The sequence below is a fragment of the Rhizobium ruizarguesonis genome (genome assembly GCF_017357285.1).
Classification (GTDB): Bacteria; Pseudomonadota; Alphaproteobacteria; order Rhizobiales; family Rhizobiaceae; genus Rhizobium; species Rhizobium ruizarguesonis.
This window is the reverse complement of record NZ_CP071678.1, coordinates 3647552-3670607: the sequence shown is the minus strand read 5'-3', so window position 1 is coordinate 3670607 and position 23056 is coordinate 3647552. Positions and strand designations below refer to the sequence as shown.

At 61.1% G+C, this 23056-nt stretch carries 21 protein-coding genes; 13 read left to right on the top strand and 8 right to left on the bottom strand.

Translation table 11 applies throughout. The features are described 5' to 3' along the window. Positions 1–16 precede the first annotated feature (16 nt). From J3P73_RS18210 to J3P73_RS18200, 3 genes are all read left to right on the top strand, one after another. Positions 17–619 (top strand): thymidine kinase, encoded by a 603-nt coding sequence (locus tag J3P73_RS18210; protein WP_018073911.1) that lies wholly within the window; start codon positions 17–19, stop codon positions 617–619. Positions 620–693: 74 nt separating this feature from the next. Continuing rightward, positions 694–1767, top strand: coding sequence for a hypothetical protein (locus J3P73_RS18205; protein ID WP_018073912.1), 1074 nt, complete (start codon positions 694–696; stop codon positions 1765–1767). A gap of 149 nt (positions 1768–1916) precedes the next feature. Further along, positions 1917–3047 carry a DUF2333 family protein gene (locus J3P73_RS18200; protein WP_018485866.1) on the top strand — a complete coding sequence of 377 codons (1131 nt, stop codon included), beginning with the start codon at positions 1917–1919 and terminating at the stop codon, positions 3045–3047. Positions 3048–3058: 11 nt separating this feature from the next. On the opposite strand, the gene J3P73_RS18195 is transcribed toward J3P73_RS18200, so the two are convergent. The 3 genes from J3P73_RS18195 to J3P73_RS18185 all read right to left on the bottom strand — a co-directional run bounded on the left by J3P73_RS18195 (position 3059) and on the right by J3P73_RS18185 (position 5312). Further along, the gene (locus J3P73_RS18195) at positions 3059–3520 is read right to left on the bottom strand and encodes a PAS domain-containing protein (protein ID WP_130692393.1); all 462 of its coding nucleotides are present in this window, start codon (positions 3518–3520) and stop codon (positions 3059–3061) included. Positions 3521–3566: 46 nt separating this feature from the next. Beyond that, positions 3567–4292, bottom strand: coding sequence for a helix-turn-helix transcriptional regulator (locus tag J3P73_RS18190; protein WP_020397639.1), 726 nt, complete (start codon positions 4290–4292; stop codon positions 3567–3569). 489 nt (positions 4293–4781) lie between these two features. After that, the gene (locus J3P73_RS18185; protein WP_018073916.1) at positions 4782–5312 is read right to left on the bottom strand and encodes a TIGR00645 family protein; all 531 of its coding nucleotides are present in this window, start codon (positions 5310–5312) and stop codon (positions 4782–4784) included. Positions 5313–5571: 259 nt separating this feature from the next. Between J3P73_RS18185 and J3P73_RS18180 the strand changes: the two genes are divergently transcribed. Continuing rightward, positions 5572–7251 carry a formate--tetrahydrofolate ligase gene (locus J3P73_RS18180; RefSeq protein WP_130692391.1) on the top strand — a complete coding sequence of 560 codons (1680 nt, stop codon included), beginning with the start codon at positions 5572–5574 and terminating at the stop codon, positions 7249–7251. Here the strand turns inward: J3P73_RS18180 and J3P73_RS18175 are convergent. Further along, positions 7230–7457 (bottom strand): hypothetical protein, encoded by a 228-nt coding sequence (locus J3P73_RS18175; RefSeq protein WP_130664939.1) that lies wholly within the window; start codon positions 7455–7457, stop codon positions 7230–7232. The genes J3P73_RS18180 and J3P73_RS18175 overlap by 22 nt on opposite strands. A gap of 87 nt (positions 7458–7544) precedes the next feature. Further along, complete coding sequence (locus J3P73_RS18170; RefSeq protein WP_130692389.1) at positions 7545–8498, bottom strand: extensin family protein; 954 nt, start codon at positions 8496–8498, stop codon at positions 7545–7547. A gap of 270 nt (positions 8499–8768) precedes the next feature. Between J3P73_RS18170 and J3P73_RS18165 the strand changes: the two genes are divergently transcribed. The 6 genes from J3P73_RS18165 to queF all read left to right on the top strand — a co-directional run bounded on the left by J3P73_RS18165 (position 8769) and on the right by queF (position 16222). Continuing rightward, on the top strand, positions 8769–11021 hold the full coding sequence (locus tag J3P73_RS18165) for a TonB-dependent hemoglobin/transferrin/lactoferrin family receptor (RefSeq protein WP_130692387.1): 2253 nt from the start codon (positions 8769–8771) through the stop codon (positions 11019–11021). 266 nt (positions 11022–11287) lie between these two features. Further along, positions 11288–13477, top strand: a complete 2190-nt coding sequence (locus J3P73_RS18160; protein WP_130655982.1) for an anthranilate synthase — start codon at positions 11288–11290, stop codon at positions 13475–13477. Positions 13478–13598: 121 nt separating this feature from the next. Next, complete coding sequence (locus J3P73_RS18155) at positions 13599–13838, top strand: hypothetical protein (protein WP_003561395.1); 240 nt, start codon at positions 13599–13601, stop codon at positions 13836–13838. A gap of 14 nt (positions 13839–13852) precedes the next feature. Beyond that, positions 13853–14524 (top strand): DUF2161 domain-containing phosphodiesterase, encoded by a 672-nt coding sequence (locus J3P73_RS18150; RefSeq protein WP_018483172.1) that lies wholly within the window; start codon positions 13853–13855, stop codon positions 14522–14524. Positions 14525–14843: 319 nt separating this feature from the next. Then, on the top strand, positions 14844–15758 hold the full coding sequence (gene emfA, locus J3P73_RS18145) for a CDF family cation efflux transporter EmfA (protein ID WP_130672943.1): 915 nt from the start codon (positions 14844–14846) through the stop codon (positions 15756–15758). Further along, positions 15758–16222 (top strand): preQ(1) synthase, encoded by a 465-nt coding sequence (gene queF / locus J3P73_RS18140; RefSeq protein WP_026238726.1) that lies wholly within the window; start codon positions 15758–15760, stop codon positions 16220–16222. Before emfA ends, queF begins: the two co-directional genes overlap by 1 nt. Before the next feature lie 125 nt (positions 16223–16347). Here queF and J3P73_RS18135 read toward each other — a convergent pair whose 3' ends face one another. Then, entirely contained in the window at positions 16348–17136 is a 789-nt protein-coding gene (locus J3P73_RS18135) for a DUF2076 domain-containing protein (RefSeq protein WP_130672942.1), read from the bottom strand. Positions 17137–17367: 231 nt separating this feature from the next. Here J3P73_RS18135 and J3P73_RS18130 point away from each other — a divergent pair, with 231 nt between their 5' ends. Next, positions 17368–17952: an ATP-dependent Clp protease proteolytic subunit gene (locus J3P73_RS18130; protein WP_003541822.1), complete on the top strand. Its 585-nt coding sequence runs from the start codon at positions 17368–17370 to the stop codon at positions 17950–17952. Positions 17953–18037: 85 nt separating this feature from the next. Here J3P73_RS18130 and J3P73_RS18125 read toward each other — a convergent pair whose 3' ends face one another. Continuing rightward, positions 18038–18823 carry an SDR family oxidoreductase gene (locus J3P73_RS18125; RefSeq protein WP_018073926.1) on the bottom strand — a complete coding sequence of 262 codons (786 nt, stop codon included), beginning with the start codon at positions 18821–18823 and terminating at the stop codon, positions 18038–18040. Between the two features lie 184 nt (positions 18824–19007). On the opposite strand from J3P73_RS18125, the gene J3P73_RS18120 reads away from it, so the two are divergent. After that, positions 19008–20237 (top strand): benzoate/H(+) symporter BenE family transporter, encoded by a 1230-nt coding sequence (locus J3P73_RS18120; protein ID WP_130655980.1) that lies wholly within the window; start codon positions 19008–19010, stop codon positions 20235–20237. A gap of 430 nt (positions 20238–20667) precedes the next feature. Beyond that, complete coding sequence (gene leuA, locus J3P73_RS18115; protein ID WP_197726840.1) at positions 20668–22455, top strand: 2-isopropylmalate synthase; 1788 nt, start codon at positions 20668–20670, stop codon at positions 22453–22455. A gap of 90 nt (positions 22456–22545) precedes the next feature. Here the strand turns inward: leuA and J3P73_RS18110 are convergent, their stop codons facing one another. Next, positions 22546–23055, bottom strand: a complete 510-nt coding sequence (locus J3P73_RS18110) for a winged helix-turn-helix transcriptional regulator (protein WP_197726839.1) — start codon at positions 23053–23055, stop codon at positions 22546–22548. Position 23056: the final 1 nt, after the last annotated feature.

Here is a 23056-nt window from a genome sequence, read left to right as displayed (position 1 = left end):
ATTAAGGAGAAATCGGATGGCAAAACTCTATTTCAACTACTCGACGATGAACGCCGGCAAGTCGACGATGCTGCTGCAGGCCTCCTACAATTACCAGGAGCGCGGCATGCGCACGGTGCAGCTGATCGCCGCCTTCGACGAGCGCGCCGGCCGCGGCGTCATCGGCTCGCGGATCGGCTTGGAGGCGAGCGCCATTCCCTTCGAGCCGCATGAGGATCTGTTCCGGCTCGTCGCGGCGCTGAGCGACGAAGGCGCGCCGATCTCCTGCATCTTCGTCGACGAGGCGCATTTCATGACGCCTGTCCATGTCTGGCAGCTTGCCCGCATCGTCGACAGGCTTGGTATCCCTGTCATGGTCTACGGGCTGAGAACCGATTTCCAGGGCAAGCTGTTTCCGGCCTCGCAGGAGCTGCTGGCGATCGCCGACGAAATGCGCGAGGTGCGCACGATCTGCCATTGCGGGCGCAAGGCGACGATGGTTGTGCGGCTCGGCGCGGAAGGAAAAGTACTGCACGAAGGCGCCCAGATCGATGTCGGCGGCAACGAGAAATATGTCTCGCTCTGTCGCAGGCATTGGGACGACGCTATGAACGGAGCCTGGATCGCCGAGCCGGTCTGAAGCCGGCGACGCCGCCTGTTTTCTTTAGCGCCGCAAGCGGCTAGCTTGAGCAGGAGATTCCCTGGAGAGATCAGGTGCGCAAACCCCCGCCATTCGACAGCCAGTACGAAGCTGCAGGCAGCCTTGCCGAGAGGACTGCGGCCGAGGGAACCTATTGCGTGGCGGCGATCGGCGCCTTCAGCGGCGAGGAAACGCGGTCGGCCGACGAGGTCTTCCTTGAACAGAATGCCCGCTTCCAGGCCCATATCGCCGATGCTGCGGCGCTCGACGCCCAGCTGGCGGAGCTGGTCTTTTCTCTTGACCGGCTGACGGCCGAGGTTTCTGCCGATCTCGATAGTTTCCGGGGGCTGACGCTGCGTGAGAAGATGGCCGGCTGGGTGTCGCGTCAGCGGATGTGGCGCATGTATACCGAACGTGTGCGCGAGGCGCCGGTGATCGAGCGGCTGCTCGACCTTTTGACGAAATCGGACGCGCTTGCCAGGCTGATCGCCGGCCAGCGCGCCTCGCTCACCGAACGGCACAGGGCAGCCGAACGCAACCTTGTCGACATTGTCGAGCAGCGGCGCCGGCTGGTCGATTCCATCGATATCGCCCGCCTCAAGATGAAGGAGCTTAATGCCAAGGCGCTGACGACGCAGGGCCGTATCGGCGTCTATGGCAACAGGGCTCATTGGGAGCAGATGGAGGCGGAACGGCGGGCGCTGAAGGCGGAGGCCGAGCGAATTTCTGCCGAAGAGCACGAGATGCGAGACGACAGCCAGCGGCGCGAGCGCTTCATCGGCCTGTTCCAGGCCTTTGTCGATTCGCTGAACGGCCGGATCGCCGCCTGCAACGTGCTGCTGCGTAAGCTGTTGATAGACGTCGAGGAGCGACTGATCATCTACCAGGCGCAGGTCGATACCGACAGGCCGGGCATGAAGGTGAGGATCAAACCGGAACTCTTTCCCGATATCGCCACGCCGATCAGGCTGTTCGAGAAGGGCATGCTGGTCGCCCAGGATCTGGAGCGGCGCAAGAGCCGCGCCGATCTCGAATTCACGAGAAGGTTCCCGACCTATGCCGAACCGCCGCCGGAAATATCGGGAGCGCCACTGATCGATACGGCGCGCAGGTCCTTGCGCTTCCGCCTGCCTTTCCTCCGCTCCTGACCAGCAGGGCGCGGCAATACGCCTCTTGCGCAATGCTTTCATTCCGAAAAATCGAAGGGCTCGTGTTGTGCTCGGCCCATCGAGCGCATATGTGGGATGCAGCATGGCGGCAATGTCCCGATGTTCGCCTCGCCTGACAGGAGACGACGATGCTTGACCGGATAGCCGGTTTTTTCAGGCTGATCGGCCAGACGATCGGCCGCTGGGCCCGCCTGTTTTCCGCCTGGGCTTTCTGGCCCTTTCTTGCCGCGCACGGCTGGTATCAGCGCCGGAGCTGGATGATCCGGCTGCCGGTCATCGCGTTCGTGGCGCTGCTGGTCGCGCTCTACGGTTATTTCTTCTGGCAGACGCAGGTCTGGACGAATTTCAACCCCGCCTTCGTCGACCAGTACCGGCTTTCCGAACGCAAGGTCGCAGCCGGGCAGGACGTGCCAGCGGCCGACGGCGCGGCCGCGACGGCGCCGAAGACCTGCCAGCGCTCGGCGATCGTCGACGTCGCGGCCGATCTGACCGATTTCAATGTCAACCAGAACGCATGGATCTCCTCCATGCTGCTCTACAAGATGGGCTTCTTCGGCATCGACTGGGATCACACGCCCTTCCTCGACAACAAGGCGTCGTTCCAGCGCGGCGTCAACCAGGCGGTCCGGCGGACTTCGGCGGAGCTTGTCGATACGCTCGGACGCGTGCGCGGCACATCGGGCATCAACAATGACCTGCAGAGCGCGCGCGGCAATCTGCAGTTTGACGAAAACAGCTGGTATTTCGGGCTCAATCCCTTCGGGCCGAAGACGCCGACGCCTTCCTATTACCGCTCGGCGATCGGCAGCCTGCGCAAGTTCAACACCGATCTCGCCCTCTGCAATGTCATTTTCGACGGCCGCGCCGACAACCTGATGCAGTTTATCGACCGCATTGCCAACGATCTCGGCGGCACCTCCGACATGCTCGCCGAGCGTTCGGAAAACCACAATCGCGGCTGGTTCGATACACGCGCCGACGACCGGTTCTGGTTCGCCTATGGCCAGCTCTATGGCTACTACGCGATCATGGCTGCCGCCCAGGCGGATTTCTCGCAGGTGGTGGCGGAACGCAATCTCGGAACGATCTGGGGCGGGACCATGCGGCAGTTCCAGGCGGCGCTCCGCATCCAGCCGGCGATCATCTCGAACGGGCGCGAGGATGGCTGGATCATGCCGAGCCATCTCGCCACGATGGGCTTTTATATTCTGAGGGTGCGCTCAAACCTCGTCGAGATCCGGTCGGTGCTCGATCGCTAAAAGATCCGGAGTCAGCGGGGTATCGTGTCGTCCTCGAAGCCGACGACGCGCAGTTTCTCGACGAATTCATAGGTGATGCCGACGATGCCGCCGCCGCTTTCATCGTCGCGGAAGCGGCCGACGCTGCGCGCCAGCTTGTGGCCGCCAAGCCGATTGTCGACGCGATAGACGAAATGGAAGCCGACGCCGTGAAGGCTCGCCTCTTCGAAAGTTTGGGCGATCAGGCTGCGGTCCTCCTCGTGGATACGCGACATTAGCTCTGTCAGGTTTATAGGGCCGTCGCTGTAGGGGAGGTCGAAGATCGCGTGGACGTCCTCGCTTGCAAAGAAATGTCCTGTCTCGATATCGATGCGCCAGAAGCCGAAAAGACGATAGGCAGCAAGCATCTGGACAACTTCCGCATCGGTGATGCCGATGTGAGCGCGGGATTGCTCTGTCTTGTTAATGACGGGCTGTTCGAAGTGAAGAGGCACGATTCCCCCAGATCACGGGACGACGTGCCGACTCTCTTCCGATTCCTCAGTTGATCAGCTTCAATCGAATTGCCTTAGCTACCAACTGGGTGCGGTTGACGCAATCGAGTTTCTTGATCGCGTTCGTCATATAGGCGTTCACCGTATGGTCCGAGAGCGTCAGGATCTGGCCGATTTCGATCGAGGTCTTGCCCTGGGCCGTCCAGCGCACAACTTCTAGTTCTCGGTTCGATAGCGCGTTATGCGCGCATTCCTCGTTGCGCTTGACTGCATTGTATGCATCGAGTGCATGGAGAATGATCATTACCAGCTCGTTGATCTCGCTCTGGCCGAGTGCGGCGCGCTCGCCGCAGAACCAAAAGACCAGGCGCTGGCCGTCGGCTGCAATGCTCGGCATGGCAACGCCTGCCGGTATGGCATGGCGCAGCATCAGGGCGCGCAGTTCGGTGGGAAAGGCCTGACCATTGACTGCGTCGTTGAGGTGCCAGGACAGCGGCACAGCGGATTGCCTCAGCCTTAGGCCGAAAGGGCAGCCGCGCATCATGTGGGCGCGGTCGAAATCCCTGATATAGGTGGCCGGAAGCGAGCTCTCGATCAGCAGGGGTTTCAAGAGAAGGTCTTCGGGGGAGGGAGCGTGCATCAGCGTCGCATGCGACAATCCGAAGGCTGTAGAGACCCTGCCGAGCGCCTGCGCAAACAGGCTGCGTGTTCGAGCGGCCGCAAGCTCTGCCGAAAGCAATGACTGTCTTTCAGAGGTAGTCATGTAAGACATTTGTACGCCCCCGGCAGCCTCAATGTTACCGCTATCAAATACAGAAAATCCGCGGGATGCTAGCCCGATTAACCTGAGACAAGCCGATTCATTCAAATTGTGAAGAATTAGCCACAGGGGATCGCGCTTCGGTTGAGTTTCGACTTGCAAACATAGCGTGGCGGTATCTTTGACCTCCTTAATGGCGGGATAGGAGTGGTCGCGCAGCCGGGCAGGGAGAGAATCACTTTGGAAAGTTCGGGGGAGAACTCGGGTCTCTCCGTCACCGGCGCAAGGCGGTGGACCGGTCTACCAGCAGCCCGGCTTGCATGTCTGTGGACCGGACGCGAAGGAGAGTCTCCGATGTCCCGGAAAGCGGAAGGCCGAGATCGTTCCCGCTGCGGCCTTGGCAAATTGATATCGGACTGCGGAGGCACGTCATGACGATCTCGTCGCTGTTGTCTTGGGCGACTGCTCGTTCACCGTCTGAAGGTGTCCTCGTGCCCGCCGTTAGCCTTTGTCTTTAAGATCATTCTTCGAGGTCACGCTCATCAGCTTCTCCAGGAAGCCGAGCATGACAGCGGAGGCGACGAAGGCGAGGTGCATGAGGGTCAGCCACATGATCTTGCCGTCCGCATATTTGTCCGCATTGAGGAAGACCTGAAGCAGATGGATGGAGGAGATGGCGACGATCGAGGAGGCGACCTTGATCTTCAGGCTGCCTGAATCGAGCTTGCCGAGGAAGGACACTTCGTTGTCGGCCTCGCTGGCCTCGTCGAAGCGGCTGACGAAATTCTCGTAGCCCGAGATCATCACCATGACGATCAGGCTGGCGACGAGGGCTGCGTCGATCAAGCCGAGCATGGCAAGGATCATCTCCGCCTCATCGAGTTCGAAGACGCCGGAGGCGATCTTCAGGAACTTGTAGGCGAAGGAAACGGCATAGACGGCGAGCGCCGCTACCAGGCCGATATAGAAGACGACGAGGATCCAGCGGCTCGACAGGATGATGCGCTCGATGATGAGTTCCAGTGATTTCATGTTTTCAGCCTGTTAAACCGCAATCGCTGACCGCCACATAAACGCCTAGCGCATCGACCCGAAAATCGAAACCGATTTTCGGGTCGATGCGAGGATTGAAAGTGTTACAGCGTCCTTTGCGCGTCTGAAAAGACGCGCGGCGCTGTAAGCGTGTCGACCGCAAGGCGCAGCACTATTCACACCCCGCCGATATTTCGCTATCTCGATGAAGAGAAAAACAACGGCTCCGCGCCCGCGGGTGTCGGACGGGGGAACATCCATGCCATCAATCAAATCCGATATCGAAATCGCGCGCGCCGCGGCCAAAAAGCCGATCTTCGAAATCGGGGCGAAACTCGGCATTCCGGTCGAGCAGCTCGTTCCCTATGGTCACGACAAGGCGAAGGTCAGCGCCGAGTTCATCGCCGCGCAAGCGGGCAAGAAGGATGGCAAGCTGATCCTCGTCACTGCGATCAATCCGACGCCGGCGGGCGAGGGCAAGACGACGACCACGGTCGGGCTCGGCGATGGGCTGAACCGGATCGGCAAGAAAGCCGTTGTCTGCATCCGCGAGGCCTCGCTCGGTCCGTGCTTCGGCGTCAAGGGCGGGGCGGCGGGCGGCGGTTATGCGCAGGTCGTGCCGATGGAAGACATCAACCTGCATTTCACCGGCGATTTCCATGCGATCACATCTGCGCACAATCTGCTGGCTGCGATGGTCGACAACCACATCTACTGGGGCAACGAAGAGAATATCGACATCCGCCGGATCACCTGGCGGAGGGTCATGGACATGAACGACCGGGCGCTTAGAAGCATGGTCTCCTCGCTTGGCGGCGTCGCCAACGGCTTCCCGCGCCAGGGTGGGTTCGACATCACCGTCGCCTCCGAAGTGATGGCGATCCTCTGCCTTGCCACCGATCTCAAGGATCTGGAGCGGCGGCTCGGCGACATCATCATCGGCTATCGTTTCGACCGGACACCGGTGCATGCGCGCGACCTGAAGGCCGACGGCGCCATGGCGGTGCTTTTGAAAGATGCGATGCAGCCGAACCTGGTGCAGACGCTGGAGAACAATCCGGCCTTCGTGCATGGCGGCCCCTTCGCCAACATCGCCCATGGCTGCAACTCGGTGACGGCGACCAAGACGGCGCTGAAGCTTGGCGACTATGTGGTGACAGAAGCGGGCTTCGGCGCCGATCTCGGAGCGGAAAAATTCTTTGACATCAAGTGCCGCAAGGCCGGGCTGAAGCCGGATGCGGCGGTGATTGTCGCGACTGTCCGGGCGCTGAAGATGAATGGCGGGGTGAAGAAGGAAGATCTCGGCACGGAGGATGTCGCGGCGCTGAAAAAGGGCTGCGCCAATCTCGGCCGGCACGTCGCCAATGTGCGCCGTTTCGGTGTGCCCGTCGTCGTCGCGATCAACCATTTCGTTTCGGATACCGACGCCGAGATCGCGGCGGTCAAGGAATTTGTCTCGAGACTCGGCGCCGAGGCGATCCTCTGCCGCCACTGGGCGCTGGGTTCGGCCGGCATCGAGGACCTGGCGCACAAGGTGGTGGAACTGGCCGAATCCGGGCAGGCGAAATTCCAGCCGCTTTACGGCGACGACCTTTCGCTGTTCGAGAAGATCGAGATCGTCGCCTCGAAGATTTATCATGCCGGCGAGGTGACGGCCGACAAGGCGGTGCGCGACCAGTTGCAGACGTGGGAGGAGCAGGGCTACGGCAATCTGCCGATCTGCATGGCGAAGACGCAATATTCCTTCTCCACCGATCCGAACCTGCGCGGCGCGCCGGAAGGCCACATCGTCACGGTGCGAGAGGTGCGGCTTTCGGCGGGAGCGGGCTTCGTCGTCGCCATCACTGGCGAGATCATGACGATGCCCGGCCTGCCGAAATCACCGTCGGCGGAGCGGATTTTCCTGAACGATCAGGGTTATATCGAAGGTTTGTTCTGATCCGATGACGGCTTACCAAAGCGCTCGACCAGATGGCGCTGCCGACGCTTTTCAAAGTCTGGATCGATGAACAGCCAGATGAAAAGGCTTTGCAGCGTGCCGATGAACAACATTCCGATGGCAAAGAGCCAATGCAACTCGCCAGTAAAAATGAATCCGATCGCGACAACCAGGAGCACCAGGATCACGTTCCCAATGATCTTCATTTGCTGCTGACCTCCTCTACACATTGCAGCTTCGATTTGGCTATTTCGCGGCTCGATTCAAGCGGGAATCGCAAGCTACTGAGATGACTAATGACAGTAGCGATAACCACCCTTCCTCTCAATCACGTCGAGATGGAAGTGCGTCTCATGGGCGGCGTCGCTTTCAGGGTCGAGGACGGTGGTGAAATAGAGGCAGCCGGCGGCGCTGACGGTGCGCTGGAAGGCGCCGATGAGCGTTGGATCCTCGCGGCGGGAGCGGACGGCGACATCCTCACCCTTTTCGAAATGGAAGCTCGCAATGTCGATGGCGTTGCCGCGGGCATGTTCGGAGATCTTGCCGGTTCCGGCGCCGTTGCGCAGGCGGCACATATAGGACGTTGCCTGGTTGACGGTGGTGATGCGGCCCTGCTCCGGCAGGGCGGCGGAAGCCGCCGGAATGACGCTGTCCTTCATCCAGCGGGCAAGGGCAAGCGCTGCCGGGCAACGGATCGTCGCCTCCGGCTTCAGCTTGATGCCGGGCAGGGCTTCGGAGACGATGATCGGCTTGTCGATGCCGCAGCCATTGCCGTCGTCGATGCGCGGCGTGTCCTTGAAGACGACGCCCAAGGCCTGAAGCGCAGCCGTGCACTCGGTGTGCTCGGCATCGCTTTCGGGCTCGATCGTCAGATGCTGTTCCTCAAGTGTTTGTGCGGGGGGAGGCTTGTTCTCCTCAGTCGGAGCCTGCGGGTTTTCCTTCCCAGGGGGAAGTGGCGGTCCCTGCATCGGTTTGGCGGGTTCGGTTTTCGGTGCCGCCGGTTCGTTCGGTGCCGATATCTCTGGTTTTTGCGTCTCTGGTTTTTGAATGTCGGGCTTCGGTTCAGGAGTGGGCATTTCTGCGGCCGGCGGCGGTTGCATGCCTTCGGCATTTGAATCGGGGGTGGGTGCGGACGTGCCCTCGATATCCGGCCTTTGCTGTGGCAGAGGACCGTGAACGGGCAGGCGGGCACCGGCAAGAACGGCGGTTGCGGCGAGAAGGATCGCCAGTATCGCAAGTTTTCTCAACGCATCCGATTCCCTGGTGTCGATAGCTAGGGATAACGCAAGCGGGCGGATTTCGTTGCAATTTCGCAACGTCCGGAGAGATCATTAAAACTTGATATTTTTATTCAACATAAGTCGCCGCTTTATGTTGACAATAGTCCTCATGTTTTTTATGCGGCAAAAAGAAGGCGGAATTTTGCATCGTCTTCATCCGCAAAAGCCCAGCCAGCCCCTCGAGCGTTCGACGCGCCACGACCAGCCAGCCCGGTAATCATCATTAAGGGGTAGGTTATGATCGTCCGGCATTGGCGTTCGGTTCTATTGGTCTGCACGGCAGCCACAGTTGTTCTTCCTGTTTCGCAGTCTTTCGCGCAAAGCGCTACGGCAGCCACGCCGCAAGCCACGGCGGAGGACAGCACCGTCCTGCAGAAGATCGTCGTCAAGGGCAAACGCGCGGCGCCGGGCAGCGTCGCCGACACGCCGGTTTCGACCGAGATTACCGACAAGAAGCTCGATGAGAAGCAGGTCACCAATATCGAGGACCTCGGGCGCAGCGTCGATCCGGGCATTAACGCCTCACGTGGCGATGCCGGCATCAATCTGCGCGGCCTCTCCGGCCCGCGCATCCTGACCATCGTCGATGGCATTCCGATCCCCTATCTCTCGAACAGTTCACGCCAGGGGGCCTTCGCGCCGGCCAACGCCAACGGCGGCGGCGACACCTTCGATTTCAATTCGCTATCGTCGCTCGATATCGTACGCGGCGCGGATTCGAGCCGGGGCGGCTCGGGCATGCTCGGCGGCGCCATCGTCGTCAACACGCTGGAGCCGGAGGATCTTATTCCGGAAGGCCGCGACTGGGGTGCGATCGTCAAGTCGACCTATGACAGCGAAGACCGCAGCATTTCCGGATCGGCCGCCGCTGCCAAGAAGATCGGTAACACGTCGATCCTTTTCCAGGGCGGCTACCGCAAGGGGCATGAGCGGGAGAATATGGGCAACAACGACGTTTACGGTCGTTTTCGCACCGAGGCAGATCCTGCCGATTTCGACCAACACAATCTGCTCTTCAAGCTCCGCCAGGAATTCGAGGGCGGCCACCGCCTCGGCCTGACGGCCGAACGGTTCCGTCGCGATCTCCAGACCGACAAAAGAGATCTGCAGGGGACCGGGCGCACCTATATGATCGACAATTATGATGCCCGTGAGCTGAACGACCGCGACCGCGTTTCCCTCGATTACGATTATGAAGCCACATCGTCTGACGCTTTCTTCACCTCCGCCCGCGCGGTACTCTATTGGCAGGACCTGAAGAAGGAATCGGGCACGAACGGCCGCACAGCGGCCAATGTCGCCTATGGACGCAACAACGAGATCGAAAACAAGACCTGGGGCTTCAACGGCACCGTCACCAAGGATTTCGAATATTCGAACGTCCGCCATTCGGTGAAGGCAACGCTCGAAGCGACGACGTCGGACTGGACCCAGTACAGCTCCGCGCTATGCCCGACGCCGACGACATGCCCTTCGCTCAACAACCAGTCGGAAGTGCCCGACGTCGAGAGCAAGACGATCGGCCTGTCGATCGAAGACAAGATCGAGTTCGGCGATACGAATTTTGCGTTGACGCCGGGCATTCGTTTCGACTGGTTCAGCTATGATCCGTCGACGAGCGGCGGGTTCGCCAGCAATCCGGCGCTTGCCAAGTTCGGCACGCTGTCCGACCGCAGCGATCAGCACGTTTCGCCGAAGGTGCTCGCCACCAACGAACTGACACCCGATGTGCAGCTCTACACCCAGCTGTCGTCGGCCTTCCGCGCACCGACTGTCGATGAGCTCTACAGCCGCTTCTACAATGCGGGCGGCAACTATGCCCAGCTCGGCAACCCTGATCTGAAGCCAGAAACTGGCTATGGGGTCGAGATGGGCGCCAATTTCGACACGGGTGATTTCAACGGCCGTCTGGCGGTCTTCCACAACCGGTATCACAACTTCATCGAAACGGTGACGAGCGTCAACGCGACCACTGGCATCACGGAGTTCAACTATACCAACGTCAGCAGTGTGACGATCTCCGGTATCGAAGCGAGCGCCGACAAGACGTTCAACAACGGCATCAACCTGCATGCCGCACTTGCCTATGCCTATGGCAGGAATGAAGAAACCACTCAGCGCCTGCGCTCGGTGGCGCCATTCAAGGCGATCGTCGGCGGCGGTTGGAGCAACGAGACTTTCGGCTTCGACCTTTCCTCGACGCTTTCGGCCGGCATGCTCACCGACCATCTCAATACGCCCGTCACCAACACCGCCGACACGACCTTCGATGCGCCCGGCTACGCGATCGTCGACCTGACCGGTTGGTGGACGCCGGACCAGGTGCCGGGCCTGCGCGTGCAGGCAGGCGTCTACAACATCTTCGACCAGGAATATTTCAACGCGCTCGCCGTGCGCGATGTCAACCTGATCTCGACGGCGTCGCAGCCGCGCGATTGGTATTCCGAGCCCGGCCGCACCTTCAAGGTCTCGCTGACCAAGACCTTCTGATCGCGATCACGCTTTCAGGGCTGGGGATGGGCGGCTTTCGGGCCGCCCTTTTTCATTCCCGCATTCGCCTCTTGCGCAATGGCTGATCTCAGGCTAACAATTTTTTCCATGATCAAGTCCTTGAACATTGCAGTTTGGTGGTGGGTTCGCTAAGGCGGCCTCGACCAATCGTGTTCAAAGACGACGAGTGAGCCGCCCGAAACTTCGAGGCGGCTTTTTTGTTTTATGGCCGCCTGTCGTCCGGGCCCCGATAACGGAGTGGAACAATGGTAACGATCCTGCGGGATGATGGTGCGGAAATCTACGAGACCAAGGGCGGCATATCCGTCACGCGGCAGCGGCGGGCGATCCCCTACGGCGATGCGGTCTCTTCCTATGTCGACAAGCTCGACGAGCGCCGCGGTGCGGTGTTCTCGTCGAACTACGAATATCCGGGCCGCTACACGCGTTGGGATACCGCCGTCGTCGATCCGCCGCTCGGCATCTCCTCCTTCGGGCGTGACGTCTGGATCGAAGCCTATAATGAACGCGGCGAAGTGATCCTCGGCTTCGTGACCGAGCGGCTGAAGACGGTGTCCGAAATCGTGCTCGGCGTGTCCTCCGCCCGTCGCCTCGACCTCACCGTCAAGTCGCCGGACCGGGTGTTTACCGAGGAAGAGCGCTCGAAGATGCCGACGGTCTTCACCGTGCTGCGCGCCGTCACCGACCTGTTCTACTCGCAGGCGGATGCGAGCCTCGGGCTCTACGGCGCCTTCGGATACGACATCGCCTTCCAGTTCGATGCGATCGATCTGAAGCTGACGCGGCCCTCCGACCAGCGCGACATGGTGCTCTACCTGCCGGACGAGATCCTCGTCGTCGACAACTACGCCGCCAAGGCCTGGGTCGACCGTTACGACTTCGAAAAAGGCGGCGTGTCGACCGAGGGCAAGGCCCAAGATATCGCGGCGGAGCCCTTCAAACACACGGATGCCATTCCGCCGAAGAGCGATCACCGGCCGGGCGAATATGCCGAGCTCGTCACCAAGGCGAAGGAAAGTTTCCGCAAGGGCGACCTCTTCGAAGTCGTGCCCGGGCAGAAATTCATGGAGCGCTGCGACAGCAAGCCGTCCGACATTTCCAAGCGGCTGAAGGCGATCAATCCGTCGCCCTATTCCTTTTTCATCAATCTCGGCCACCAGGAATATCTGGTCGGCGCCTCACCCGAAATGTTCGTGCGCGTTTCCGGCCGTCGCATCGAAACCTGCCCGATTTCGGGTACGATCAAGCGCGGCGACGATCCGATCGCCGACAGCGAGCAGATCCTGAAGCTCCTGAATTCCAAGAAGGACGAGTCCGAGCTTACCATGTGCTCTGATGTCGACCGCAACGATAAAAGCCGTGTCTGCGAGCCGGGTTCGGTCAAGGTCATCGGCCGCCGGCAGATCGAGATGTATTCGCGCCTCATCCACACGGTCGACCATATCGAAGGGCGGCTGCGCGACGACATGGACGCCTTCGACGGTTTCCTCAGCCACGCCTGGGCCGTCACTGTCACCGGCGCCCCGAAGCTCTGGGCTATGCGCTTCATCGAGAGCCATGAAAAAAGCCCTCGCGCCTGGTACGGCGGGGCGATCGGCATGGTCGGCTTCAACGGCGACATGAACACCGGCCTGACGCTGCGTACCGTGCGCATCAAGGATGGTATCGCCGAGGTGCGTGCTGGTGCGACGCTGCTCAACGATTCCATTCCTGAGGAAGAAGAAGCCGAAACAGAACTGAAGGCCTCCGCCATGCTTTCCGCCATCCGAGACGCCAAGACGGGTAATTCCGGCAGGATCCAGCGCGACGTCGCGAGCGTCGGCAAGGGCGTCAGCATCCTGCTCGTCGATCATGAAGACAGCTTCGTCCACACGCTCGCCAATTATTTCCGCCAGACGGGGGCGACGGTTTCGACCGTGCGCACACCAGTGCCGGAGGAAATCTTCGACAAGCTGAACCCGGACCTCGTCGTGCTGTCGCCCGGACCTGGAACGCCCAAGGATTTCGACTGCAAGGCGACGATCAAGAAGGCGCGGGCGCGCAACCTGCCGATCTTCGGCGTCTGCCTCGGTCTGCAAGCGCTCGCCGAAGCCTATGGCGGGGAACTGCGCCATCTGGCGCTGCCGATGCACGGCAAGCCCTCGCGCATCCGCGTGCTGGAGCCTGGCATCGTCTTCTCCGGCCTTGCCAAGGAGGTGACGGTCGGCCGCTACCACTCGATCTTCGCCGATCCCTCGACGCTGCCGCGCGAATTCATCATCACGGCGGAAAGCGACGACGGCACGATCATGGGTATCGAACACGCCAAGGAACCGATCGCTGCGGTGCAGTTCCATCCGGAGTCGATCATGACGCTCGGTGGCGATGCCGGGATGCGGATGATCGAAAATGTCGTGGCGCATCTGGCGCGCAGGGTGAAGACGAAGGCTGCGTGACGCCAATTTCGCCTGGCCCTTCCTGATGTGGGAAGGGCCAGGCATCAGGCCGTCGGGCCGCGACTTGACTTCTTCCGGCAAATCAGAACATTTCAGGAACGATCAATCGGAACCTATCGCCGTGGCCAATGCTGAAAAGTTCATCGTTCTCCCTTACCGCAAGAACCGCGGCAATCTCGTGCCCGGCGAAATGCGCCAGGCATCGAACTCCGTCAGTGCGGAAAAGATCGCTTCGGCGATGGCTGAGCGTTTCGTCGGCGTGGCGGCCTATGCCGTGATCGTCGATGAAGAAACCGGCGACATGTCGTCGCCGCGATTGCTTGCACGATATGGCGAGATTGCCGATCTCAACGCCGCCTGAGGCGCCGTTTTTACATGGAGACGTCGCTCTACCTGCCGGTCAAAGCTTTCCTGGAGGCGGCGGGTTATGTCGTGAAGGGCGAGGTCGGCGGATGCGATCTCGTCGGCTTGAGCGATGCCGAGCCGCCGGTCGTGGTGGTCTGCGAACTGAAACTCTCCTTCAACCTTGAACTGCTTCTCCAGGCGGTTGACCGCGCGGCGATGAGTGATGAAGTCTGGGTTGCGGCCCGCGTTTCCGCCAAAGGCCGAGGGCGGGAGGCCGACAAACGATACCGCAACCTCTGCCGGCGACTTGGTATCGGCATGCTTGGCGTCTCCGATGGCGGCGAGGTCAGCGTCATCGTTAGTTCCGTCTCGCCTATGCCGCGCACCAATCCGAAGCGGCGGTCGCGCCTCGTCAAGGAGCATCAGCGCCGCCGTGGTGATCCCGCCGTTGGTGGCGGCTCGCGGGCGCCGATCATGACCGCCTATCGCCAGCAGGCGTTGCTCTGCGCGTCTGCACTCGATGGGGGGCTCAAGCGGCCGCGAGATATGAAGATGCTTGTGCCCAATGCCGGCCCGATCCTGCGCGACAACGTCTACGGATGGTTCGAGCGGATAGAAAAGGGTGTTTACGCCCTGACGTCTGCAGGGCAGGCTGCTCTCCTACGCTGGCCGCAGCCTGTCCTTTCCGACCCGGCTCCTTGAGCCGGCGCAGTGCCGAGCAACGGGGATCGCTCGTCGAGGGTTGCCTTCCGGCTACTGCGTAATTCCTTGAATCGGAATCGATATGAGGATGAAATTATGCAGTAATTCAAAGTGTTACAGCGCCTTTTGCGCGTCCGAAAGGATGCGCGGCGCTGTAAGGCCGGCAACGCCTGTGAACGGCGTGTCATTCCCCTTTGACAAATCCTCCGTCATCGCCCATATCACCCTGAAATGAACCGCCTGCGCGACATTCGCGTGGGCGGTTTTGCGTTTCAACGGCTTGAAAGCTGCAATTCATTCGCAACCGCAGGGGGACGAAATGAGTGACAACGGCGATCTTACGGTTCGGAAGCTGGCGATGTGGGGGATTCCACTGTCGCTCGGCGTCATGGGTCTGAAGATGGTGGCGTGGTGGGTCACCGGGTCAGTGGCGCTGCTGTCGGACGGGCTCGAATCATCGGTCAATGTCGTTGCCGCCTTCATCGCCTTCTTCGTCATTCGCTATGCGCAGAAGCCGGCCGATCACGACCATCCCTTCGGCCATCATAAGGCAGAATATCTGTCTGCCGTCACCGAAGGCGTGCTGATCGTCGTGGCCGCCCTGCTGATCGTCAACGAGGCGGTTGGTTATCTCGCCGAGCCGCGCATGCTGGATGCGCCCGTGCTTGGCCTTGCGATCAACTTCGCAGCCGGTGTCATCAATGCGATATGGGCGCGGTTGCTGATCAGAACCGGACGCAGACATCGCTCGGCAGCACTGACGGCGGATGGGCATCACATCATGTCCGACGTCGTGACCTCCGTCGGCGTGCTCGTCGGCCTGCTGCTGGCGCTGGCAACGGGTTATGCGATCTTCGACCCGGTGCTTGCCATTCTCGTTGCCGTCAACATCCTCTATCAGGGCTGGAGGGTGATCTCGCAATCGATCGGCGGGCTGATGGACCAGGCGGTCGAGCCGCACGAGGAGGAGGCGATCAAGCAGGCGATCGCCACCCACGCGGCCGGCTCGATCGGCGTGCATGACCTGAAAACGAGGCGGGCGGGTACCGTCACCTTCATCGATTTCCACATGGTGGTGCCCGGCGCGATGTCGGTGCGGCAGGCGCATGATATATGCGACCGCCTTGAGGATGCCATCAGGGCGGTGCACGAGGGCGCCACCATCGCAATTCACGTGGAGCCGGAGGGCGAAAAGGCTCACGGCATCCGAGTCAAAGTCGTCAAGGAGGCATAATGCCGAGTACCGATGTTTCCAACCTGTCGATGCTGGGTCAGCAAACTGAAACCGCGCAATCGCCGGAGGAGGCGGTGCTTGAAAAAGTGCCGTCCAACCATGCCGGCACCGATTACGTCGTGCGCTTCACCGCGCCGGAATTCACCTCGCTCTGCCCGATGACCGGGCAGCCGGATTTCGCCCATATCGTCATCGACTACATTCCGGGCGAATGGCTGGTGGAATCGAAGTCGCTGAAGCTCTTCCTGCATTCCTTCCGCAATCACGGCGCTTTCCACGAGGATTGCTCCGTCTACATCGCCAAGCGCATCGTCGAGCTGCTCGATCCGAGGTGGCTGAGGATCGGTGCCTACTGGTATCCGCGCGGCGGCATTCCGATCGATGTCTTCTGGCAGACGGGCACGCCGCCGGAAGGCGTGTGGCTGCCGGAGCAGGGCGTTGCCACCTATCGCGGCCGTGGGTGAGCCGCGGTCGGGCGCAGCCCGAGCAATCGATCCAGTGAATCGATTGCAGCGGTGAACGCCCTGAGCTTAGAGCGAAGGGCCGGGCAACGGCGCGGCAATCGCTGCCCGTCTCCGGCCGCTAGATCTCACACATCCGTCGTGTCGTCGCCGGACGAGTCGTCGGTGTAATCGTCGCTGTCGTCGTAATCGGCCTGCTGGATATTGTCGTTATCCTTGTCGTCTGACGCGGTATCAGCGGCCTGGCGGGTGTCGTCATTGCCGTAGTAATTGTTGATGACGGTTTCCTCGGTCGGCGCGCTGGCATTGCCGAAGGGATTGGCGCCGAAGGGCGAGCCCCAGCCGAGCGAGGACATGTGGTTGCCGAAGATGCCGCTCAGCGAGTTGGCAAGCAGCATGCCGCCAGCGACACCCGCCGCCGTGCCGAGCGCGCCGTGCAGGAAGCTGCCGCCCGCAGACGGCGCAGAGACCTGCTGGGTCCAGGGGCCGGTCGGCTGTTGGGGCGGCTGGCGGACATCGCGGTCGTAGCCGCGGGAATCGTCATAGCCGCGGGACTGCTGGCCCCAGGGACCGGGATTGGAGGGGCCAGGATTCGAGGGAACTGGGGCCGGCTGCTGCGTCTGGGTATTGCCGAAAATCGAGCTCAGGAAACCGCCGCCCTGTTCGGCCTGGCGGTGTTCGCTCTCGCCGGCTTCCAGCTGGCGGAGACGCTCTTCCAGTTCCTTGATGTGGTTGGCGGCCGCCTCCAGTCCCTTTTCCTGAACGATGACGGCCTGGGCGAGATAATAGGTGGCGGAGGGCTGTTCGCGCGTCGCCTGGTCGATCAGGGCTTCGGCGTCGCGGTCGCGCGGTGTGGCCGCGGCGGTGCGTACGCGGTCGAAGAGGGCGGTCAGCAATTGGCGTTCTTCGGGTGACATTGTCCTGCCTCCTAATCATCTGATGCGGCGTTTGCCGCGTGAGGCTGAGGTAGGAACCGATTTGGGCTTTTCAAAGCCTTTCGCCGTTACAATTCGGTAAGGCTTGCAGAACGGCGCGCGGCTTCTTAAGGATATCTCTATCGCTTCGGTGCCTTGTGTTTTTCCCGCATTGTTTTAGGCATTGAGTCGCACTATGTGCGAGGAACCCGAATTCATCTCCAAGAGGTTCGAATGAACGACGAAGACCAGGACGACAAGACGAAGGAACTGCCGCTCGGCAAGGAAACGGAGGCGAATCTTTTCAAGTCGCGTTCGATCTTCATCTACGGACCGATCAATCAGGAATTGGCGCAGAAGGTCTGCTCGCAGCTCGTGGCGCTTGCCGCGGCCAGCGACGAGGACATTCGCATCTATGTCAATTCGCCCGGCGGCCACGTCGAATCCGGCGATTCCATCCATGACATGATCAAGTTCATCAAGCCGAAGGTCTGGATGATCGGCACCGGTTGGGTCGCCTCCGCCGGCGCGCTGATCTATGTCGCCACTCCGAAGGAGCGGCGCCTGTGCCTGCCGAACACGCGCTTCCTGCTGCATCAGCCCTCCGGCGGCACGCGCGGCATGGCATCCGACATCGAAATCCAGGCGCGCGAAATCATCAAGATGAACGAGCGCCTGAACAGGATCATGGCAGCGGCCACCGGCCAGCCGCTCGACAAGATCGACAAGGATACGGATCGCGACTACTGGCTTTCGGCCGAAGAGGCGAAGGACTATGGGCTCGTTTCACGGATCGTGACGTCGCAGGCCGATATCTAAGTTTTCTCAGCCCAAACCATTGAAACGCCCTTGTCTGCAGACCGCAGGCGAGGGCGTTTCATTTTATTGCCGACCAGGAAAGGCTCTAGTATGAGCGCGTGAACCCGCCATCATGCATGATGTTCAGCCCGGTCATGTGGTCGGAGAAGCGCGAGAGGAGCCCTTCGACAGCGACGGCAACCTCTGCCGGTTCTCCGTATTTTCCCAAAGGGATGTTTGCCGTTTCCTCGGCAAGGCGTTGTTCAAACGTGATACCGACGGCATCGGCGCGCTTTTCGATCCCCTCTCGATACCAGGGAGATAGCGTGCCTCCGAGCGAAAGCGTGTTGACGTGGATGCCCCGGGCGCCGAGCGCGAAGGCCAATGTCTTTGCCTCGCCGATCCAGGCGCAGCGCAGCACGTTCGAGGTAGCGTAGCGCCCAAGTACCTGCGCAGACGATATTCCCGATATGATGACGATCTTTGCCCGGCGACCGTTGACCGGATCGGGGTTCATCCGGTCGATCGCCGCCTTCAGGACCTCGAGAGGTCCGATGAAGCAATTCTGAAACAGCGCACGCCAGGCGTCTGCGCCCGGCATCGGATCATTGGTGCTGTGGGCCTGCGGTGGCATCAGCACGACGCCATCCAGAGTGATGCGCCTTGCCGCCAGCTCTTCCCCGAATTGGCGGATCGACTGATCGTTCGTCATGTCCAGCTGCAACCAGACATGACCGTCGCCGGTCAATTCATCGGAAAGCGTTTTCAGCTTGGCCTCGTTGCGCGCGGCCAGAACCAGCGGATAGCCGCTCCCGGCGAGCTGATGGCAGACTGCCGTTCCAATGCCTCCGGTTGCCCCGGTAACGAGAACCATCCGTGCTTCGCCGACCATTCGTCCATCCCCCGATCTGACGGAATGGGGGTCACTCTATGCGCGCGGTGGGCGAGCGCAAAGGCGTTTTGTTGTGACATTTTCTTCGCCCGGAAGACGTTTGAACGGAGATGATCTTCTATCGCCAGGCAGCGAACCGAATGCGGTAAATCTGGACTTGCGCGTGCCGCAGCGGTCATGCTCCATGCGCCATCCCGCAGCGACGAGTCCTGCCATGTTCAAAGAGTTTTCCGTCCAGGCCCTGTTTATGGGGCTGCTGACCGCTTTCGTCGGTTCCGCCAGCTCCTTCGCCGTTGTGCTGCACGGGCTGCAGGCGGTCGGCGCCACGGATGTACAGGCGGCTTCCGGGCTGATGGCATTGTCGATTTCCATGGGCATCTGTGCGATCGTGCTGAGTGCCGTGACCCGATTGCCGGTCAGCATCGCCTGGTCGACACCGGGCGCCGCACTGCTGGCAAGCACCGGGGCGATCGAAGGTGGCTTCAATGCGGCGGTCGGAGCATTCCTGATCTGTGCTGCGCTGATTATCGCTGCTGGACTGTTCAAGCCGCTCGGGCGAGCGGTTGCCGCCATTCCGGCGCCACTCGCCAATGCGATGCTTGCCGGCGTGCTGATCGGCCTGTGTTTCGCACCGGTGAAGGCGATCGGCTTCAATCCGCTGTTCGGCCTGCCGATCGTCGTCGCCTGGATTGTCGTCGGCGCCTTCAAGCGGCTCTGGGCAGTGCCGGCAGCACTCGCGGCCTTCGTGCTGGTGCTCGCCTTCGGCGTTGATATCCCCGACGGTGCGCTCAGCTCGCTCGAGCAGTCGCTGGTGCCGACGGCGGAGTTTGTCCGACCGGTGTTCAATCTCGCCGGGCTCGTCTCGATCGCGCTGCCGCTCTTCATCGTCACCATGGCTTCGCAGAACATTCCGGGTATCGCGGTGCTGAAGGTCAACCACTACGACCCGAAGCCCGGTCCGCTCTTTGCCGTCACCGGCTTCTTCTCGCTGCTGTCGGCGCCGTTCGGCGGCCACGCGGTCAATCTGGCGGCCATCACCGCGGCAATGTGCGCCGGACAGGACGCCCATGCCGATCCGAAGCGGCGCTATTGGGCGTCCCTGATCGCCGGCGTCGGTTATATCATTCTCGGGCTGCTTGCCGGCGCTGTGACGGCCTTCGTCGCGCTGGCGCCTTCCATCTTGATCGAGGCGGTGGCGGGGCTGGCGCTGGTCGGCGCCTTCTCGTCCTCGGCGATGTCGGCCTTCCAGGCGCCGGACTCGCGCGAGGCGGCGGCGATCACCTTCCTCGTCACCGCCTCCGGCGTTTCCTTCGGGGGTATTTCCGGTGCCTTCTGGGGTCTGATCGCGGGTGGGCTGATGCTGGCGCTGTCGCGGCTGGTGAAGATTTGGAAAGACCGAGCTCAGTCGAGGTAACGGAAGGTCGTTGTGCTCTCCAAATGCCGGATCTTGGCGCTTTCAAGCAGCTCCGCCGGCAATAAGTGGGCAGTTCGTCGAATGTTGGCGGCGACCAAAAGCTGGACAAGGACTTGCCAGCTTTACCGTCCGAGGCTATAAGCGCGGGCATGAAGACCACTGGCGCCAGAATTTCTGACACGATTGCACGCGGCCGTATCGCCCTGCGTGACAATACGCGCGCCTTGACCTCGCTTCTTCTCCTCGGCCTTACGCGCGGTTGCCGGGTCCTTTGAGGAGCGCCCGGCGGCCGAAAGCCCGCCCGGCCATCGCTCCTCGCGACTCACTTTCAAAATTGACCTAACGACCGACAAGGTCCGCATTTGTTTATCGCCAAGCCCGACATGATCGGCTATGAGGCGGGCAAATGCCGGGACGAGGAGACGATACGATGGACGCGAAGACGCAATCCTCAGAGAATAAGATGGCCTCAGAGAATAAGATGGCCTCTGTGAATAACATGGTCTCCACAAACAAGACGGCCCCCGCAAAAGGCATGCCCGACGCTGCGGTAAAATACCGGGCCTACCCGCAGGTGAACATTCCCGACCGCACATGGCCGACGAAGACCATTACCAAGGCACCGGTCTGGTGCTCGGTCGACCTGCGCGACGGCAACCAGGCGCTCGTCGACCCGATGGGCCACGATCGCAAGGCGCGGATGTTCCAGCTGCTGATCGAGATGGGCTTCAAGGAAATCGAGATCGGTTTCCCCTCGGCTTCACAGACCGATTTCGACTTTGCCCGCTGGTGCGTGGAGGAGGGCAATGTGCCCGACGACGTCTCCCTGCAGGTGCTGGTGCAGTGCCGCCCGGAACTCATCACCCGCACTTTCGAAGCACTGGAAGGCGCAAACCGGCCGATCGTGCACTTCTACAACTCCACCAGCGAGTTGCAGCGCCGCGTCGTCTTCGCCAAGGATGTGCAGGGGATCAAGCAGATCGCCGTCGATGCCGCCAAGATGATCACCGATATGGCCACGAAGGCCGGCGGCGGTTACCGTTTCGAATATTCCCCAGAGAGCTTTACCGGCACCGAACTCGATGTGGCGCTGGAAATCTGCAACGCCGTCATCGAGGTCGTCAAGCCGACGCCGGATAACAAGCTGATCATCAACCTGCCGTCCACCGTCGAGATGGCGACGCCGAACGTCTATGCCGACCAGATCGAATGGATGTGCCGCAACCTCGACAATCGCGAGAACCTGATCGTTTCCCTGCATCCGCATAACGATCGCGGCACCGGCATTGCCGCTGCCGAACTGGCATTGCTGGCAGGTGCCGACCGCGTCGAAGGCACGCTGTTCGGCAATGGCGAGCGCACCGGCAATGTCGACATGGTGACGATGGCGCTGAACATGTTCACGCAAGGCGTCGATCCCGAGATCGACTGCTCGAATATCGAACGCATCAAGGAAGTGTTCGAATATTCGAACCAGATGGTGATCGGCGAGCGTCATCCCTATGTCGGCGAACTGGTCTATACGGCCTTCTCCGGCTCGCATCAGGATGCGATCAACAAGGGTATGAAGGCAGCACAGGTCGCCAATCATCCCGTGTGGGAAGTCCCGTACCTGCCGATCGATCCGCGCGATGTCGGTCGTTCCTACGAGGCGATCATCCGCATCAATTCTCAGTCCGGCAAGGGCGGCATCGCCTATATCCTGCAGCAGGATTACGGGCTGAACCTGCCGCGCAACCTGCAGGTGGAATTCCGCGAAGAGATCCAGCGCATCACCGACGTAGAGGGCAAGGAGCTTCCGTCCCGGCGCATCTACGACCGCTTCATCGAGCGCTACGTGACGCAGCCGGAAGGCCGCCTGCGCTTCGTCGACCATCACACCTATCCTGACACTGAGCACAAGGGCCAGCGGATCGTCGCAGCCGAGATCACCGACAATGGGGAGATCAAGCGCATCGAAGGGCGCGGCAACGGCCCGATCGACGGCTTCATCAACGCGCTGTCGCATTATCTCGGCATCGAGATGTCGGTCGAGGACTATTCCGAGCATTCGCTCCAGCATGGCTCGAACGCGGCGGCGATCTCCTATGTCGAGACCTCCTATCCCGGCGGCAAACTCTTCGGCGCCGGCATCAATACCAACATCGTCGCGGCATCGCTGGAAGCGATCGTCTCGGCCGCCAACCGTGTGCTCGACGTGAAGGCCGGCAAGGCCTGATCTTAAAAGGACTCAGGCCGCGACCGCACCACTGCACAATTCCTTAAATCGGAATCGATGGAGGATAAAATTGTGCAGTAATTCAAAGTGTTACAGCGCCTTGTTCGCGTCTGAAAAGAGGCGCGGTGCTGTAGCGCGGCGCGGCCTGACGATGCAGTCGGCGACTTTGTCGGCTTCGTTTCGCGCTTCGGCGTGGCGTTGGCCCCATTGGCAGAGCGCCAGCAGCACCGGTTCGAGCGCGAGGCCGAGTTCGGTCGCGTTGTATTCGACGCGAGCAGGGACTTCGGCGAAGATCTGGCGGGCGACCAGCCCGTGCTCCTCCATCTCGCGCAGCTGCTGGATCAGCACCTTCTGGGTGATGGCGGGCATCATCCGCTTCAACTCCGACAGACGCTTCGGACCGGAGAAGACGTAGTAAAGGATGACCGGCTTCCAGCGTCCTGAAATCACCTTCAGCGCGCGCTCGACCGGCAGCTCGGGGAGTCTTTTCATCGGCTCGGCCATGGTCACCTCCTGGTGGGTAGGGCACGAAAGAGTGTGTATTTTTGCCGGATATCCTATTGCTAAACCTGCCCCACGCCAATCAGACGTGAGGTTCATC

What these genes read in the sequence shown, in the direction of transcription:
- J3P73_RS18210 (WP_018073911.1), top strand. Translation starts at nt 17, where the DNA reads ATGGCAAAACTCTATTTCAACTACTCGACGATGAACGCCGGCAAGTCG.
- J3P73_RS18200 (WP_018485866.1), top strand. Translation starts at nt 1,917, where the DNA reads ATGCTTGACCGGATAGCCGGTTTTTTCAGGCTGATCGGCCAGACGATC.
- J3P73_RS18190 (WP_020397639.1), bottom strand. Translation starts at nt 4,292, where the DNA reads ATGTCTTACATGACTACCTCTGAAAGACAGTCATTGCTTTCGGCAGAG.
- J3P73_RS18185 (WP_018073916.1), bottom strand. Translation starts at nt 5,312, where the DNA reads ATGAAATCACTGGAACTCATCATCGAGCGCATCATCCTGTCGAGCCGC.
- J3P73_RS18180 (WP_130692391.1), top strand. Translation starts at nt 5,572, where the DNA reads ATGCCATCAATCAAATCCGATATCGAAATCGCGCGCGCCGCGGCCAAA.
- J3P73_RS18175 (WP_130664939.1), bottom strand. Translation starts at nt 7,457, where the DNA reads ATGAAGATCATTGGGAACGTGATCCTGGTGCTCCTGGTTGTCGCGATC.
- J3P73_RS18165 (WP_130692387.1), top strand. Translation starts at nt 8,769, where the DNA reads ATGATCGTCCGGCATTGGCGTTCGGTTCTATTGGTCTGCACGGCAGCC.
- J3P73_RS18160 (WP_130655982.1), top strand. Translation starts at nt 11,288, where the DNA reads ATGGTAACGATCCTGCGGGATGATGGTGCGGAAATCTACGAGACCAAG.
- J3P73_RS18150 (WP_018483172.1), top strand. Translation starts at nt 13,853, where the DNA reads ATGGAGACGTCGCTCTACCTGCCGGTCAAAGCTTTCCTGGAGGCGGCG.
- emfA (WP_130672943.1), top strand. Translation starts at nt 14,844, where the DNA reads ATGAGTGACAACGGCGATCTTACGGTTCGGAAGCTGGCGATGTGGGGG.
- queF (WP_026238726.1), top strand. Translation starts at nt 15,758, where the DNA reads ATGCCGAGTACCGATGTTTCCAACCTGTCGATGCTGGGTCAGCAAACT.
- J3P73_RS18135 (WP_130672942.1), bottom strand. Translation starts at nt 17,136, where the DNA reads ATGTCACCCGAAGAACGCCAATTGCTGACCGCCCTCTTCGACCGCGTA.
- J3P73_RS18130 (WP_003541822.1), top strand. Translation starts at nt 17,368, where the DNA reads ATGAACGACGAAGACCAGGACGACAAGACGAAGGAACTGCCGCTCGGC.
- J3P73_RS18125 (WP_018073926.1), bottom strand. Translation starts at nt 18,823, where the DNA reads ATGGTCGGCGAAGCACGGATGGTTCTCGTTACCGGGGCAACCGGAGGC.
- J3P73_RS18120 (WP_130655980.1), top strand. Translation starts at nt 19,008, where the DNA reads ATGCGCCATCCCGCAGCGACGAGTCCTGCCATGTTCAAAGAGTTTTCC.
- leuA (WP_197726840.1), top strand. Translation starts at nt 20,668, where the DNA reads ATGGACGCGAAGACGCAATCCTCAGAGAATAAGATGGCCTCAGAGAAT.
- J3P73_RS18110 (WP_197726839.1), bottom strand. Translation starts at nt 23,055, where the DNA reads ATGAACCTCACGTCTGATTGGCGTGGGGCAGGTTTAGCAATAGGATAT.